Annotated in this window: 14 protein-coding genes; 10 read left to right on the top strand and 4 right to left on the bottom strand. The window is 63.8% G+C overall.

What is annotated here, in order from left to right:
* A partial coding sequence (locus tag R2834_17985; GenBank protein ID MEZ4702229.1) for a four helix bundle protein occupies positions 1-263 on the top strand: 263 nt, incomplete at its 5' end.
* A gap of 89 nt (positions 264-352) precedes the next feature.
* On the opposite strand, the gene R2834_17980 is transcribed toward R2834_17985, so the two are convergent.
* Positions 353-1342, bottom strand: coding sequence for a D-alanine--D-alanine ligase (locus tag R2834_17980; protein MEZ4702228.1), 990 nt, complete (start codon positions 1340-1342; stop codon positions 353-355).
* A gap of 262 nt (positions 1343-1604) precedes the next feature.
* On the opposite strand from R2834_17980, the gene R2834_17975 reads away from it, so the two are divergent.
* Entirely contained in the window at positions 1605-4409 is a 2805-nt protein-coding gene (locus R2834_17975) for a PAS domain S-box protein (GenBank protein MEZ4702227.1), read from the top strand.
* 6 nt (positions 4410-4415) lie between these two features.
* Entirely contained in the window at positions 4416-5069 is a 654-nt protein-coding gene (locus R2834_17970) for a response regulator transcription factor (GenBank protein MEZ4702226.1), read from the top strand.
* A 211-nt stretch (positions 5070-5280) separates the two neighbouring features.
* On the opposite strand, the gene R2834_17965 is transcribed toward R2834_17970, so the two are convergent.
* The 3 genes from R2834_17965 to argS all read right to left on the bottom strand — a co-directional run bounded on the left by R2834_17965 (position 5281) and on the right by argS (position 9039).
* Positions 5281-6162, bottom strand: a complete 882-nt coding sequence (locus tag R2834_17965; GenBank protein ID MEZ4702225.1) for an ABC transporter permease — start codon at positions 6160-6162, stop codon at positions 5281-5283.
* 173 nt (positions 6163-6335) lie between these two features.
* A complete protein-coding gene (gene pheA / locus R2834_17960; protein MEZ4702224.1) occupies positions 6336-7181 on the bottom strand; it encodes a prephenate dehydratase in 846 nt (281 codons plus the stop codon).
* A 163-nt stretch (positions 7182-7344) separates the two neighbouring features.
* Positions 7345-9039, bottom strand: a complete 1695-nt coding sequence (argS, locus tag R2834_17955) for an arginine--tRNA ligase (GenBank protein MEZ4702223.1) — start codon at positions 9037-9039, stop codon at positions 7345-7347.
* Positions 9040-9593: 554 nt separating this feature from the next.
* On the opposite strand from argS, the gene R2834_17950 reads away from it, so the two are divergent.
* From R2834_17950 to R2834_17920, 7 genes are all read left to right on the top strand, one after another.
* A complete protein-coding gene (locus R2834_17950) occupies positions 9594-9764 on the top strand; it encodes a zinc ribbon domain-containing protein (GenBank protein ID MEZ4702222.1) in 171 nt (56 codons plus the stop codon).
* Between the two features lie 69 nt (positions 9765-9833).
* Entirely contained in the window at positions 9834-11003 is a 1170-nt protein-coding gene (locus R2834_17945; GenBank protein ID MEZ4702221.1) for a cupin domain-containing protein, read from the top strand.
* A complete protein-coding gene (locus tag R2834_17940; GenBank protein ID MEZ4702220.1) occupies positions 11003-11818 on the top strand; it encodes an ion transporter in 816 nt (271 codons plus the stop codon). The genes R2834_17945 and R2834_17940 overlap by 1 nt, the downstream gene beginning before the upstream one ends.
* Positions 11819-12158: 340 nt before the next feature.
* Positions 12159-12908, top strand: coding sequence for a 3-oxoacyl-ACP reductase family protein (locus R2834_17935; protein MEZ4702219.1), 750 nt, complete (start codon positions 12159-12161; stop codon positions 12906-12908).
* Between the two features lie 44 nt (positions 12909-12952).
* On the top strand, positions 12953-13960 hold the full coding sequence (locus R2834_17930) for a sugar-binding protein (GenBank protein ID MEZ4702218.1): 1008 nt from the start codon (positions 12953-12955) through the stop codon (positions 13958-13960).
* A gap of 189 nt (positions 13961-14149) precedes the next feature.
* Entirely contained in the window at positions 14150-15664 is a 1515-nt protein-coding gene (locus R2834_17925) for a sugar ABC transporter ATP-binding protein (GenBank protein ID MEZ4702217.1), read from the top strand.
* A 13-nt stretch (positions 15665-15677) separates the two neighbouring features.
* The gene (locus R2834_17920) at positions 15678-16649 is read left to right on the top strand and encodes an ABC transporter permease (protein ID MEZ4702216.1); all 972 of its coding nucleotides are present in this window, start codon (positions 15678-15680) and stop codon (positions 16647-16649) included.
* Positions 16650-16651: the final 2 nt, after the last annotated feature.

Genomic DNA, 16651 nt, shown 5'->3' with positions numbered 1-16651 from the left:
TTGGCAACCAATGGGTCAGAGCAATTGATTCCGTGGCGGCAAACCTCAGTGAAGGATTTGGTCGTTTCCACTTTAAGGAGAATAAACAGTTCTGTTTCTACGCCCGAGGCTCTCTCTTTGAATCTCAAACCTGGTTAGTCAAAGCTCATTCTCGTCAGCTCATTGACGACGCGACCTTCCTCAAGCTTCAACGAGCGCACACGCGCCTGATCTTCATCCTCAATAGGTATATCCAGTCAATTGGCTCCACCCACAGCCCCTGAGCAATCCAAGCCATCGCCCCCACCGCTGTACTGACCGCGAGCGAAGCAAGCCTCATGACCGCATGCGAAGCAAGCCTCATGACATCCCCTTACCCCACCACCCGCCTCAACGCCCGGCCGAGCACCTCGGACAGGAAGTCCTCGTAGGACTGGCCCATCAGTTCGGCGACGATGGCGAAGGTGCCTTCGGGATCGAAGGTGGGGAGCGGATTGATTTCGAGAAACCAGGGGTCGCCGGCGTGGTCGACGCGAAAATCGACGCGGGCGAAATCGAGGCAGCCGAGCCGGTCGTAGGCGCGCACGGCCAGATCCTGGAGGCGCCGTTCGAGCCGGTCGTCGAGGCGGCCTTCCAGGTCGTACGCCAGATCGTCGTGCGCGTAGCCCCGGCGATCGAGGGCGTGCAAGCCGATCCGGGTCGTGCGTTCGACGGCGCGCTGCAGGACCGGCAGGGGCTCCGCCGGCGCATTCCCCACGATCGCCACGGTGAATTCGCCGCCGCCCGACACAAAGGGTTCGACGAGGGCATCCTGGCGGTAGGCCGCCGTGACGGTCGAAACCGCGTGGCGGAGGGCGTCGACCGTCTCCGCCTTCGCCGCATGCGTGATGCCCTTGGACGAGCCTTCGTAACGGGGCTTCACGAAGAGGGGAAACGGCCCGGGCAGATCGGCCGGGTCGATGGCGCCGGCATCGCGGTAGCACCGGTACGCGGGCGTGGGCACGCCGGCCGCCGCGACCAGATCCTTCGTCCAGGCCTTGTCGAGGCTCACCGACAGGGTGAGGGCGTCCGACCCGAGGAAAGGGATGCCGGCCATTTCGAACAGGATCGGGGCGTAGGCCTCCCGGTTCCGGCTGCGGGCGCCTTCGGCGATCGAGATGGCCGCGTCGAGGCGCAGCTGCCCGAGCGACGCCAGCAGATCGTGCGCCGTGCCGATCCGGACCGGTTCGGCGCCGAGCCGCCGCACGGCGGCCTCGAGCGCGGCCACGGTCGCCTCGGGCTCGTATTCGGCGTCCGCATCGAGGGGGTCGCCGGCTTCCCAGGGGAACGCGTCGAACGTATCGTAAACCAGACCGATTCGCATGACATTTCAGGTGAAGAAGGGACACGTGAATGGGATGTCGTATCTTTGGTTCCACGACCCGCCCCCAACGTACGCTCGCGTACATCCCACAGGATCCCGGCGACGCTGTACGGCGCGCTGCTCCCGGAGCCGCGCAACGCATCCCGAATCTTGAACCGGTAACCTGGAGCGGCAAGCGCGTTCTTTCGACCGCATGAAGGCGTTTGCACGCCGCCCCGCGTCATCCATCGAATGCCTCGCCCCGCACGCTGACGGCGTCACTATGACCTGGCTTTTCGCACTTCTGGGAATCGGGCTGCATCTGGGCACACTCGCCTGGTCGATGTGGCTGCAGTGGACCTACCGGCATCGGTGGCTGCTGCTCTTCCCGATCGCCATTTTTATGTCCACGGTCTACGCCATCGCGTCCCTGGTGCACGATGGCCGGCCGGCGTGGTGGCAAACCGTCGAATTTTCGCTGGTCTTCTACGGCGTCTGCCTGATCGTGGGAGGTGCGGGCCTGCATCTCGGGCTGGTGCGCTACAAGAAGCGCGTCGAATCGCTGGATGAGACCGTGGCCATGTTCCAGGAGTTCTCCGAAACGGCTCCGGTCGGTTTTTTTCTGTATCAGGACGACCATTTCCGCATCGGCAACGATCTCGCCGTCAACATGACGGGCTACACGCGCGACGAGCTGGTGGCCATGAACTACTGGGACATCGTCGCCCCGGAAGCCCGCGAGTACGTCAAGACCTACGGAACGGCCAGGCTGGCGGGCCAGAACGTGCCCGGGGAGGTCCAGCTGCCGATGATCACCAAATCCGGTGAACTCCGCTGGTGTCACCTCAACACGGGCACCGTGACGTTCAACGGCCGGCCGGCCGGCCTCGGCATCGTCGTCGACATCACCCAGCGCCGGATCGAGCAGGAGCGGCTGCGCAAAAGTGAGAGCAACCTCCGCCTGGCGCAGCAGATCGCGTCGATCGGCAGCTATGAAATCGACCTGCTCCATCCGGAGCGGTCGCTCTGGTCAGAGGAAAATTTCCGGATCGCCGGCATCCCCGTCGACCCCGGGCTGAAGGCGCCGACGGGCTATCTCCGCCGATTCGTGCACCCCGACGATCAGGACCGGCTCTCGACCCAGATCAAACGCATCGAAAAGACGGGAGAGAACCTCGACATCGCCTACCGAATCCTGCGCCCCGACCAATCGATACGATGGGTGCACGACCGGGGCTGGGCCTTGCGGGACGGCGAGGGGCAGGTCGTGGCGATCCACGGCACCCGGCAGGACATCCACGAGCAGCACGAGGCGGAAAGGAACCTGCGTTTCCGCTCCGAGCTGCTCAATCGCATCGGCGAGGCGGTCGTCGCCAAGGACCTCGAGGGGCGCATCACGTACGCCAATGAGGCGGCGCGGCACATGTTCGCCATCGTCGGGATCGACCGCTTCCCCTTCGATGTCGCGCCGTTCGTGCCGATCGAAAAACAGATCCAGAACCTGCCCGGCGTGCTCGAAACGTTGCGCGCCGGCGACACCTGGACCGGCGAGGGAGAGGGCAACCGCATCGACGGCTCCAGCGTGCCGGTCTTTTTTACGATCTCGCCGCTGACGGATGCGGATGGAACGCTGACGGGCCTGATCGCCGTCGCCACCGACATCTCCGCGCGCAAGCAGGCCGAAGCCGCGCTCCGGCTGAGCGAGGAGCGTCTCCGGCTCGCCATCCAGGCCGGCCGCCTCTCGGTGTGGGACTGGGACGTCGACCACGGCATGATCACCTACACCACGACCGACGCCGACAACCCCAGGACGATATCGTACGTGGGCATGTCGCTCGAAGACGTGCTGCAACCCATCCCTCCCGGCGATCGGGAGGCGCTGCTGGGCGCCGTGCGCCACTCCCATCCGAACGGCGGCGCCTTCGAACACGAGCACCGCATCATGAACCGCTACGGCGCGGAGCGATGGATGCATACGTCCGGCCAGTGTTATTACGCGGAGGACGACTCGCTCGCCCGCGTCATCGGCATCTCCCGCAACATCACCAAGCGAAAACACACCGAAGAGGCGCTGCGCGCCCGCACGATGGAGTTGGAGAACATCTCGGACCACGTGCCCTATCAAATCATCCGTTTCGATGCCGACCACCGGATCCTGTCGGCCAACCGGGCGGCGCTGGAAATCGCCGGCCTGTCCCATCACGACTACAAGGACCAGCGGCTCGACAGGCTGGGTTTTTCGGCGGAACTGGCCAACCAGTGGCGCAAACACATCAATGAGGTATTTACCACGGCGCGGCCGGTGGAGATGGAATACGACCAGCACCTGACGGGCGGCACCTGCAGCTTCGGGTGCCTGCTCGTGCCGGAATTCGACCCGCACCACGAGGTCAGGTCGGTCATGGTGATCTGCCGCGACGTCACGGAACGCAAGCAGCTGCAGAAGGAAGTGCTCGAGATCAGCACGCGCGAACAGCGGCGCATCGGTCAGGACCTGCACGACGGCCTCGGTCAGTTGCTGACCGGCATCGGCTTCAAGGTCGCCGGCCTGCAGCAGGAGGTGCGCGACCACCAGCCGATCACCGATGCCTCGATCCGGGAGATCAGCATGCTCGTCGAACGCGCTATCGGCCTCACCCGGCAGCTGGCCGAAGGGCTCGACCCCGTCACGGTGGACATGCGCGGCATCCAGGACGGCCTCCAGCGCCTCGCCCTGCAGACCGAGCATATCTACGGCATCCCGTGCTCGCTGATCGTCGATACCCAGCTGCCGGCCCTGCACGACGAGGTGGCCACCCAGGTGTACCGAATCGCCCAGGAAGCCGTCAACAACGCGGTCAAGCATGCCGATCCATCAGCCATCCAGATTCGGTTGAACCAGGAATTCGAGCGGATTGTCCTGCGGGTTACCGATAACGGCTGCGGATTCACCGCGGACAGGCACCGGGGCGGTCTCGGGCTGCGCATCATGGATTACCGCGCCAAGATGATCGCCGGCGAATTCCAGATCATGCCCAACCCGGCCGGCGGCTCGATTGTCACCTGCCGTTTCAACCACGCACCATCCCTGGCCTCACACGCTACGTGACACCGCATGAGCCTGCGTATTTTTTTGATCGATGACCATCCCATCGTGCGCGAGGGCATGGGCCGCCTGATAGACCGCGAGCCAGACATGACCCTGTGCGGCGAGTCGGATGGCGACGACGACCCGCTCGGCGCCATCGAGAAGACCCAGCCCGATGTCGTCGTGCTGGACCTGTCGCTGCCGCGCATCAATGGGTTGGATATGATCGCCGACATCAAGCTGCGGGCGCCGGCGACGCGGGTGTTCGTGCTGTCGATGCACGATGAAAAGCTGTACGCCGAGCGGGTCATCCGCGCCGGGGCGATGGGTTATATCATGAAGCAGGAGGCGCCGGCGAAGGTGCTCGACGCCATCCGCACGGTCGCGTCCGGATCCCTTTTCCTGAGCCCGGACATCGCACAGACCGTCATCAAGGGCATGATGAAACCGCGACAGGAAACCACGTTTTCGGCGCTCAGCGACCGGGAGTTTCAGGTCTTCGTGTTCATCGGAGAGGGCAAAACCCTGCAAGAGATTGCGGAACGGCTGAGCCTGAGCGTCAAAACGATCGAATCGCACGTCGAGCGGATCAAGACCAAACTGGATATCGGCAGCGGACGCGAGTTGATGCGGCGCGCGATCGAGTGGGTGCTGCGCAACCAGGGTCCTTCGATGAACTGAAACAAAAAAAGACATGGTGACCGGACCCGAGCCGTACGCTCCCGAGTCCTGATCACCATGCCGTTCCAGGAGTGGCGCCTCACATGCCTCCCTTCTGCATATGGGACGCCGGCACGACAACGCACTCCACCAAAGTGCACCAAGTTGTCGCTCTAGGTATACACTCGGGCTCCGGGCGATGCCTACGCCGCGCGCAAAACAGCCGCCGGGCTCAATGAAGCTGGATCGTGCGGATGAACCGGCGCACGGCGAACAACGAGCCCAGCCATCCGAGCATCGCGCCGACGAGGACCACGCCCACCAGCAACACCACGACCATAAAGCCGGAGATGGCCATCTGGGGCAGATAGTTGCCGATCCCCGAAAACAGCCCCCACACGATGAGGCTCGCGATGGCCCCGGCCAGAATCCCCTGCAGGATGCCCTCCACGAGGAACGGCCGGCGAATGAACGCATCGGTCGCTCCGACGAGCTTCATGGTGCGTATCAGCAGTCGCCTCGCATAGATCGTCAACCGGATGGTGTTCGCCACCAGGAACAGCGAGGCGAGAATGACAATGATGCCGAGCGCGAGCCCGACCGTATTGAGGAGGCGCAGATTCTCCTGCACCTTGGCCAGGAGGGGCTCGTTGAAGACGACCTCATCGACCCGGTTCCAGCTGGCGAACTCGGCGATGAGGGCGTGCAGGCTGTCCGGATTGGCGTAGTCGGATTCGATGCGCACCTTGATCGACGCCGGCAGGAACGACTCGTTCAGGAAGATCTCGGCGCCCTCGCCGAACTCCTCCTGGAAGATCTTCGTGGCCTCCTCGCGCGAGATGTAGTCGGCGCCGGCGACGCCCAGCGTGGCCTGGGCCCGTTCGTGCAGGGCGCGCGCCATCGGGGTATCGATGTTATCCTGGAGAAAAACCTCCAGCTCGCCGACGCGCTGCCGGAGCCAGTCGCTCACCTGCTGGGCCTGATAGCTGAGCAGCCCGAAGAGTCCGATGAGTACGAGGGCCACCGCCATGGCGCTGGTGGAGGTAAAAACGGCAAACTTGGCCCGTTGGAAGCCGGCCAATCCTTCGCGCACACTGTAGGGAATAAACGACACGTCGTACGAAGTGATCTACGTGAGGGAAACCAGTCGGAGCGGAATTTCCGGCCGGCGTTGGATGAAATGCAAGATGAATCCTTGACAACCCGCCGCGCATCAAGTTCCAGAGCGATCGTTTCGATCCACGGCGAACGCGACGTAAAACGTACGCCGGCGCCCGAAAGTTCACCTCAGCCGATATCGGCCTTGCGGTAGGAGCCCAGGACCCGGACTTCCGCGGCGATTTCCGACAGGTGCCCGAGCGCCTGGCGCACCGGCTCGTCGGTCTCCGCGCCGCCGACATCGAGATAAAAAAGGTATTTCCCCGGGCTGCCGACCAGCGGACGGCTCTCGATCTTGAACAGGTCGAGGTCGCGCAGCGCGAACACCGCCAGGCTCTTGAACAGCGCGCCCGGGACGTTCTCGCGCATCGCGTACACGATCGAGGTTTTGATCGGGCCCAGCGCGGGATCGGGCCGGCGGCGATCCGGGGCGTCGGCGCGGACCAGCCCCAGAAAGCGGGTAAAGTTCTGATGGTTGCTCTCGATGCCGCGCGCGAGGATCTCGAGGCGGTATTCCTGCGCGGCGCGCTCGCTGGCGATGGCCGCCTCGGCCGGGTTGCCTTCCGCCGCCACCATCTTGGCCGCGCCGGCGGTGTCGTAAGCCGGCACCGCCTCGGCATGGGCGAGGTGCTCCTTAAGAAACGCCTGGCACTGCCCCAGTGCCTGGGGATGCGACATGACCCGCCGGATGTCCGACAGCTTCGTGCCGGGCAGCGCCATCAGGTTGTGCCGCACGCGCAGATACAGCTCGCTCTCGATCGCCAGGTCGTAGGCCCGCAGCAGATCGTAATTGACGTGCACGCTGCCAAACAGGGTATTTTCGATCGGGATCACCCCGCGGTCTACCGCCCCTTCCGCCACCTGGCGGAATACATCCTCAAACGCCACCCGCGCCAGCGGCGTCGACGACGGATACAGCGCCAGCGTAGCTTCCTCGCTAAACGCCCCGATCTCTCCCTGGAATGCGATCTGCATGGATGGACGGTTCAAAGTCTGAGGTTCGAGGTTCAAGGGATGAGGTTCAAGGGCCGAGGTTTAAGGTTCAAGGGCATGCGCCTGTCTCATACGCGCAAAACAGGTTCGCTCACCCAAACGACACAACCACGTCCAACCTTGAACCTCAAACCTGGAACCGTCCTCACATCTGCTCCGGCGCCGAGATACCGAGCACCGTCAGGCCGTTCTTCAGCACGATGCGGGCGGCCTGCGCCAGATGGATACGCGCCGTGGCGATATCGTTCGCCTCGCCGATGATCCGGCACGCATCGTAAAACCGGGTGAACGCCGTGGCGGTGTCGTTCAGGAAATTGATGACGCGATGCGGTTCGCGTGCCTGTGCCGCCTGCTGCACGACGTCGGGAAAGGCGAGCAGCTGCTTGATCAGGGCTTCCTCGGCCTCATGCGTCAGCAGGCTCAGATCGGGCGTTTCGCCAAACGAAAACCCGACCTCCTCCGCCTTGCGGAGAATCGAGCAGACCCGGGCGTGCGCGTACTGGAGGTAAAATACCGGGTTCTTGTCGCGCGCCTCCTTCGCCAGATCCAGATCGAATTCCAGATGTGTATTCGGGGAGCGCATCAGGAAGAAAAAGCGCGTCACGTCTTCGCCGACCTCGTCCATCAACTCGTCGAGCGTGACGTAGTTGGCCTTGCGCGTGCTCATCTTCACCTGGGCGCCGCCGCGCACGAGCGTCACGAACTGGTAGATCACGACCTGGATGCGCGACGTATCGTAACCGAGCACCCCGACGCCGCTGATCACATCCGGGTACGTCATGATGTGGTCGGCGCCGAAGATGTCGATCATCAGATCGAAGCCCCGCTCGAATTTGTCGGCGTGGTAGGCGATATCCGGCAGGCGATACGTGGGCTCGCCGGTGCTTTTCACGAGGACCGTGTCCTTTTCTTTCCCGAACTCCGTCGTTTTGAACCAGACGGCGCCGTCCTGGTCGTACGCGACGCCTTTTTCGCGGAAGAGGTCGATAATCTTCCAGATCGCGCCGGACTCGTACAGGGTATGTTCGTTGAAGTAGGAATCCTGAACGATCCCGAGCCGGCGGAGCGACTGTTCGATATCGGCGAAGATGGCTTTTGTGGCGGCGTCCTTGAAGGGCGTCACATCGGTCGAATCCACGAGGGCGTCGCCGTGCGCTTTCCGGACCGACTCGGCGATCTCGATGATATAATCGCCGAGGTAGCCGTCTTCGGGAAAGTCCGCCGGCACCTGGATGACCTCGTTGTCCCCCCGTTCGATCGCGCGCGTCGGGCCGTCGGGGCGCACGAGGGCGCGGTAGCGGGACTGGACGGATTCGCCCAGGATGCGCATCTGCCGGCCGGCATCGTTGAAATAGTATTCGCGCGTGACCTCGTAGCCGGCCCAGTCGAGCAGGTTCGCGACGGTGTCGCCGAGCACGGCGTTCCGGCCGTGGCCCACGGTAAGCGGTCCGGTGGGGTTGGCGCTCACGTATTCGACGATGGCGCGCTGCCCCTGCCCGAGCGAGGTGCGGCCGAAGCGGTCGCCCTGTTCGAGCACGGTGGCGAGCGCATCGGCCAGGTAGGCCTCCGCGAACCGGAAGTTGAGGAAGCCCGGGCCGGCGATTTCGATGGCCGAGATCCGTCGCGGATCCACGGGCAGCGCCCGGAGCCGGTTCGCCAGATCTTCCGCGATCGCGCGGGGCGCCTTTTTCAGGGCGCGCGCGAGCTTCATCGCCGTATTGGTCGACAGATCGCCGTGTTCCGGATTCTGCGGCGTTTCCAACTCCAGCTCGAAATCAGCCGGCACGCCGTCGATGCCCGCCAGCACCTGGTGGATCGCTTGAGTGAGGTAGTCTTTCATCGGTACGGATTCAGTCCATGTCACCGCGCCGGCACAGTCCATGCCGCGGCGCGCCGGCTATCGCGGGCTATTTAACCACCATTCGCCCTACGGTTTCGCGGAACCGGGATTTTCATGGGGTGGCAGGTTGCAGGTTCGCAGGTTGGCACATTGCAGGTTCGCGCGTTCATGAAGCGGCGAGGGACATGAAACGATTCGGCGGGGTTGCATTCGACGCCTACATCCCGGAGCTTTTCCGGCGACGTATGATCCCATCGCAACGAATCTTACGCACGATAGCCTCAGGTCTTGTGATGCAGGATACAGGGATGCAGGATACAGGGATGCAGGATACAGGGATGCAGGATACAGGGATGCAGGATACAGGGATGCAGGATGATCGATAAAACGGACGGTTTTTCGGTAAACATCCTGCATCTTGCATCCCGCATCGATAGATCACGCCATGAACGTGCGTAGCGTCAAATCGTAAAAAGAAACCCCGACGGCTGCGAAACTGACACCCTCCCAACCTGTACCCTGTAAACCTGCCAACCTGTAACCTGCCAACCCTCATGGAATGCCCATCCTGCGCCATGAACGTCGACGACGACGCGGCGGAGACGTGCCCGTATTGCGGCTATGAGTTCACGGTAGAGCGCTCCGGCGTGCGGTATGCGCGGTGGCTGTTCCTTCTGCTGCTGGTATGGCCGCTCTTCAAGCTCTTGTCGTATCTTTTTGGCTGACCCCGACGCCTGAACGGCAGGCGCATCGACTTGTGAACAGCATTGACGTGGAGATCGGTCGTGAGAACCATGCCCACCCCCGACACCCTCCTGGGAGGCATCAGCCTGGAGGCTTTTCTTGAAACCTACTGGCAGAAAAAGCCGCTGCTGATCCGCGGCGCCTTTCCGGGTTTCGTCTCGCCGGTAACGCCCGAGGAGTTGATGGATATCGCGTGCGAGGAGGATGCCGACGCCCGGCTGGTCCTCGAACGCGGGGGCGACTATCCCTGGCAGCTGCTGCACGGTCCGTTCGAGGAGAGCTTCTACGATCTTCCCGAGACGCACTGGACCCTGCTCGTCCAGGAAGTGAACCGGTATGTGCCGGCGGTCGCGGACCTGCTCGACTCGTTCCGCTTCGTGCCGAACTGGCGCCTCGACGACGTGATGATCAGCTACGCCACCGCTCAGGGCGGCGTCGGGGCGCACATCGACAACTACGACGTCTTCCTGCTCCAGGCGCAGGGGCACCGACGCTGGGAGATCACGCGCGGCCCCGTCGACGACGACACGGTCCAGCCCGATCTCGACATCAGCATCCTGGAGCATTTCGAGGCCGAGGAAGACTGGGTGCTGGGGCCCGGAGACATGCTCTACCTGCCGCCGCGCGTGGCGCACCGGGGCACCGCCATCAACAACTGCATGACCTTTTCGATCGGCTTCCGGGCGCCGGCGTACGTCGACCTCATCAGCGGGTACATCGACCAGGTGGCCGATCGGTTCTCTCCGCTGGACCGGTACAGCGACCCGGATCTGAGGCTGCCGGAGCATCCCGGGGAGATCACGCCCGAAGTGCTCGGCATGGTGCGGTCCATCATTCAGCAGGCGGTCGCCGATCCCGCGTCGATCGACGACTGGTTCGGCCGGTACATCACCGAGCCGCGCCGCGGCAACTACGCGCCGGCGCCCGAGGACGTGCATAGTCCCGAGCGGGTCGTCCACCTGCTGCGCGAAGGCGTCTCCCTCCGGCGCAGCCCATCCGCCCTCTTCGCATTCGCCCACACGGACACCGGCATCCGGCTGTACATCAGCGGCGTCGCCTATCCTGTGGACGCCTTGCATGCCGAGGCGGTGTATCTCCTGACCGGCTCCCTGCCGCTCAACCACGAGACCCTGGCTCCGTTTCTGAACCAGGAAGCGGTCCAGGACCTGCTGACCGACCTCGTCAACGAGGGGTATCTGGAGTTTCAGGACCACGTGTGATGACCGATTCCCAACCGCCCCGCTGGCGGCATAAACTCCACGAGATCATCTTCGAGGCGGATACGCGCGCCGGCAAAGCCTTCGACGTCGGGCTGATCATCGCCATCCTCCTGAGCGTGCTGGCCGTCATGCTGGAAAGCGTGTCGTCGGTGCGGGCGAACCACGGCGCCGCACTCCGGTTCGCGGAATGGACGTTCACGATCCTTTTTACGATCGAATACGTCCTCCGCCTTTTCAGCGTGAAGCGCCCGATGAACTACGCGCTCAGCTTTTACGGTCTGGTGGATCTGCTCGCGATTCTGCCCACGTACCTCAGCGCACTCGTTCCGGGCACGCAGTTCCTGCTGGTCATCCGGCTGCTTCGCATCCTGCGGGTCTTCCGCGTCCTGAAGCTGGCGCAGTACATGGCCGAGGCCAACTCCCTGATGCGCGCCCTGAACGCGACGCGCCGGAAGATCGAAGTCTTTCTGTTCGTCGTCGTGACCCTCGTCGTGATCCTCGGCTCCCTCATGTATTTCATCGAGGGCGAGGAGAACGGATTCACCAGCATCCCGGTGAGCGTGTACTGGGCGATCGTCACGTTGACGACGGTGGGATATGGCGACATTTCGCCGGCGACACCGCTCGGCCAGACGCTGGCGAGCGTCATCATGATCATCGGGTACGGCATCATCGCCGTACCGACCGGCCTCGTCACGGCCGAGCTGATGCGCAAGCCCGACGTGTTGATATCGACCCAGGCGTGTCCGGCGTGCAGCGCCGAGGGGCACGATGCGGACGCCGCATTCTGCAAATACTGCGGCGAACGCCTGTAGCGGCAGCGGGGAGGATACGGGATGTGCGTTTCGGATCCTGACCCTTCGCGCAGGGGCATAAAAAAACGCGCGCCGCTCCTCATAAAACCTACGATATGCCCCCCGATACATCGTACGTTCTACTCAGGCGCGGCGCGCGCTTGTAACGTTCGTAAAATACACACAGGTCCAGGCCCGCGCAGCATACCTTTGACCCAAAGATTCGGGCATCTATGCGCCAACCCTATGCGCCAAATTCCCGAACACGCCCTTCGGGCGGGCAATACGGGCGTCCCCGTTGAACATTGTGCGCTCCTTCATTAGGTTTAGCCCCGCCTTCTGAAACCCAGCCCAAGCGCCTATGTCCATCGCCCAACGCGTCGCACTCGTCACCGGAAGCACCACCGGCCTCGGAAAAACCATCGCGCTCGAACTGGCACGGCATGGCGCGCGCGTCGCCATGAACTACAGCAACAACCAGGCGAGGGCCGAAGCGGCGTTTGCCGAACTGCAGGCTATCGGGGTACCGTGCACGCTCATCCGCGCCGATGTGACGGACCCCGACGAGGTGGCCACGCTGTGCGATCGCGTGTCGACGGAACTGGGACCGGTGGACATACTCATCCCCAACGCCACGCCCGACCAGCCCCAGCGCCGCATCGAGGAATACGACTGGGCGCTGTATCAGCAGATGATCGACTTCTTCGTCAAGAGTCCGTTTCTTCTCACGCGCGCCTGCCTGCCTCACATGAAGAAGCAGCGCTGGGGACGCATCGTCAACATCACCAGCGAGGTCTTTTCCCTGGGCGTCGCGCCGTTTACGGCGTACGTATCCGCGAAGGGCGGCCAGGTCGGGTTCTCCCGCAGCCTGGCCACCGAACTCGCGCCGTACGGCATCACCGTAAATATGGTGTCCCCGGGCTGGATCCCGGTCGACCGGCACGAAAAGGACCCACAGGAAATGAAAGATGCGTATCTTCGCACCGTCCCGGCCCGCCGATGGGGTAAACCGGAGGATGTCGCCGGCGCGGTGTGCTACCTTGCCGGCGAAGAGGCCGGCTTCGTAACCGGCCAGACCCTCGCGGTAAACGGGGGTAAGTCCTTCTCCTGAGCCCCCATCAGGCGGCTTTTGTCTCGCTCATACCTTCCTCGACTATGCGATATCTCTTTTCCGCCTTCCTGGTGTTCGCCACCCTCACGGCGCTGCAAGGCTGCGGCGGCGGTTCCGGCAACAGCGACGCGATAACCGTCGGCTACGTCACCAACGGCATCTCCCCGTTCTGGGTCATCGCCGAGCAGGGCGCCCAGGCCGCGGGCCGCGACTTCGGGGTCAACGTCACCGTGCTCATGCCCCCGGAAGGCACCGCCGATCAGAAACGCATGATCCAGGACCTGCTCGCCCGCGGGGTAGACGGCATCGCCGTCAGTCCGATCGACCCGGAAAACCAGGGCGATATCCTCGGCGAGATCGCCGCGAACACGAATTACATCACCCAGGATTCGGACGCCCCGAACACCGACCGGCTGATGTATATCGGGATGGATAACTACACCGCCGGCCGGATGTGCGGCAAACTGGTCAAGGAAGCACTCCCCGACGGCGGCGACGTGATGATCTTCGTCGGCCGGCTCGGCCAGCTCAATGCCGACCTGCGCCGCCAGGGCGTGATCGACGAACTGCTCGACCGCTCGCCCGACCCCAACCGCCGCGACCCGAACGAGGGCGTCATCGACGGCGGGAAATACCGGATCCTGGATACACGGACCGACCAGTTCGACTTCGCCCGCGCCAAATCCCAGGCCGAGGACGCCATCGCCAAATACCCTGAACTCGACGCCATGGTCGGCCTCTTCGGCTACAACCCGCCGAAGTGCCTCGAGGCGATCAAGGAAGCCGGCAAGGCCGGCCAGATCAAGGTCATCGCCTTCGACGAAGAAGACGACACGCTCCAGGCCATCAAGGATGGGCTGATGCAGGGCACCGTCGTCCAGAATCCATTCCGCTACGGGTACGAATCCGTGCGCGTCCTCGCCGCCCTGGCCAAGGGCGACCGCTCGGTGCTGACGCCCGATAAATTCCTCGACATCCCCGCCCGCACGATCACGAAAGACAATGTCGACGAATTCTGGGCGGAGCTGAAAGAGCTGACGGCGGCGCAATAGCGGAAGGATTTGCGATCAAGGATTTGTGATTAGCGATTAGCGATCAAGGATTTGCGATATGTGATCTGGGGACTGGTGCCCCCATCTTGCATCCCGCATCCTGCATCCAGCATCCCGCATCCCGCATCCTGCATCCAGCATCTTGCATCCAGAATCCCGCATCTTGCATCCATTACTCTCATCCGGCCCATGCCCGCAACACCAGACACTCCCCTTCTCAGCGTCCGGAACGTTACGAAGCGCTTCCCGGGTGTGCTGGCGTTGGACGGCGTCAGCCTGGATGTGGGGCATGGCGAGGTGCTGGCGCTGATCGGCGAGAACGGCGCGGGGAAAAGCACCCTGATGAAGATCCTCGCCGGCGTGCAGCGTCCGGATGAAGGGGAGATCCTGCTGGACGGGCAGCCGGTCGTGATCGATTCCTGTCGCAGGGCGCTCGATCTGGGGATCGCGCTGATCCACCAGGAACTGAACCTTGCCGACAACCTGACGGTCGCGGCCAACATCTTTCTCGGCCGCGAGCCGCAGCGGATGGGGTTGATCGATCGGAAGGCGATAGTGGCCGGCGCGGAAGAAGCGCTGGAACGGATCGGCCTCGACGTCTCGCCCCACGCGCTCGTGCGCGACCTTGCCATCGGCCGGCAGCAGCTGGTCGAGATCGCGAAGGCGCTCTCCGCAAACGCCCGCGTGCTGATCATGGACGAGCCGACGTCGAGCCTGTCGGCCGGCGAGGCCGAGCAGCTGTTCGAGGTCGTCGAGGACCTGCGCCGCCGCGGTGTGAGCGTCATCTACATTTCCCACCGCCTGGCGGAGGTGAAGCGGCTGTCGGACCGCGTCGAGGTATTCCGCGACGGCAAAAATGCCGGCACGCTGGACCGCGACGCCATCGACCACGAGGCGATGGTGCAGCTGATGGTGGGGCGCGACGTCTCGAAATATTACGCGCGGTCTTCGCACACGATCGGCGAAACCGTGCTGGAGGTAACCGGGCTGGTGACGCCGGCCTGGCCGCAGCACCCGCTGACCTTCTCCGTGCGCGCCGGCGAAATCGTCGGCATCTCGGGTCTGGTGGGCGCCGGCCGGACCGAGCTGCTCCGCGTCCTGTTCGGCGTGGATCGGGCGCTGGGCGGCACGATCCGGGTGGCCGACGCCGACACCTCGTTCCATTCGCCGATGGACGCCATCGAAGCCGGCATCGCGCTGGTGCCGGAGGAGCGCAAGGAGCAGGGCCTCGTGATCGAGATGACCGTGCGGCAGAACATCGGCCTCGCCGGCCTGTGGCGCAACCGCCGGCGGCTGGGCGGGCTGAACCGGGAGCAGGAGATCGCCGACACGGCCGCGATGATCGACCAGCTCGGTATCAAGACGCCGAGCCAGACCCAGATCGCGCGTTTCCTGTCCGGCGGCAACCAGCAGAAGGTCGTGCTCGGAAAGTGGCTCACGATGGGCCCCCGGCTCCTGCTGCTCGACGAGCCGACGCGCGGCATCGACGTGGGCGCGAAGGAAGAGGTGTACCGGTTGATGGAGAAGCTCGCCCGCGAGGGCCTCGCCATCCTGTTCGTGAGCAGCGAACTGGAGGAAATCCTGGGGATGTCGGACCGCGTGCTGGTCATGCACGAGGGCCGGATCACGGGCGAACTGTCGCGCAACGAGCTATCGGAAGAAGCGGTGATGCACCTGGCGACAGGCGCAACGAACCGCGAGTAATGGACGCATTCGCATGAAAAAAATCTTCGGTATCCTGGGCCTGCTGATCGCGGTGTTGTTATTGACCGCACTGATTGAGCCCAAGTTCTTGACGGCGTACAACATCCAGAACACGATCCGCTGGACGTCGCTCTTCGGCATCATCAGCATCGGCGCGGCGTTTGTCATCATCACCGGAGGGATCGACCTGTCGATGGGCTCGCTGGTGGGGCTGGTGGGCGTCCTTCTCCCGATGCTGATGACGGCGCAGGGCTGGTCGGTGCCGGCGGCGCTGATCGCGGTACTGGCGCTTTCGCTGGCGATCGGCGTGCTCCACGGGGTGCTCATCACCAAGGTGCGGCTGCAGCCGTTCGTCGTTACGCTCTGCGGCCTCCTCTTTTATCGCGGGTTCGCGCGGTGGATTTCGGGCGACGCCACGCAGGGCTTCGGCAATCAGTACGCCGGCTTCCGTCAGCTCGCTATCGGCCGCATCCCGATCACGGAGAGCTTCGGACTCCCGATGCCGTTCGTCGTGCTGGTAGTGCTGGCCCTGCTCGCCGGCCTGTTTCTGAATTACACCGTCTGGGGGCGCTATCTGCTGGCCCTGGGCCGCAACGAGGAGGCCGCCCGCTACAGCGGCATCAACACCCAGCGGATGGTGATTCTCGCCTACGTCATCGCCGCGTTCACATCCGGCATCGGCGGTGTGCTGTTTGCGCTGGACGTAAACTCGGTGCAGCCGGCGGTACACGGCAACTTCTACGAACTCTACGCCATCGCTGCGGCGGTGCTCGGCGGGTGCAGCCTGCGGGGCGGCGAGGGCACGATCCTGGGGGTTCTGATCGGCGCCGCGGTGATGCGCGTGTTGTACAACGCCATCAACATCCTGGGCATCCCCACGCAGCTCGAATTCGCGATCATCGGCGCGGTCATCCTGCTGGGCGTCATGACCGACGAAGTGGTGCGCCGCATCGCGGCCTCCAAGGCGGCGGCGAAACGCGCGTAGCC

Source organism: Rhodothermales bacterium, from assembly GCA_041391505.1.
Lineage (GTDB): Bacteria > Bacteroidota > Rhodothermia > Rhodothermales > JAHQVL01 > JAWKNW01.
Note: the sequence above shows the minus strand (reverse complement) of the source record. Positions and strands in the feature narration are given on the sequence as shown.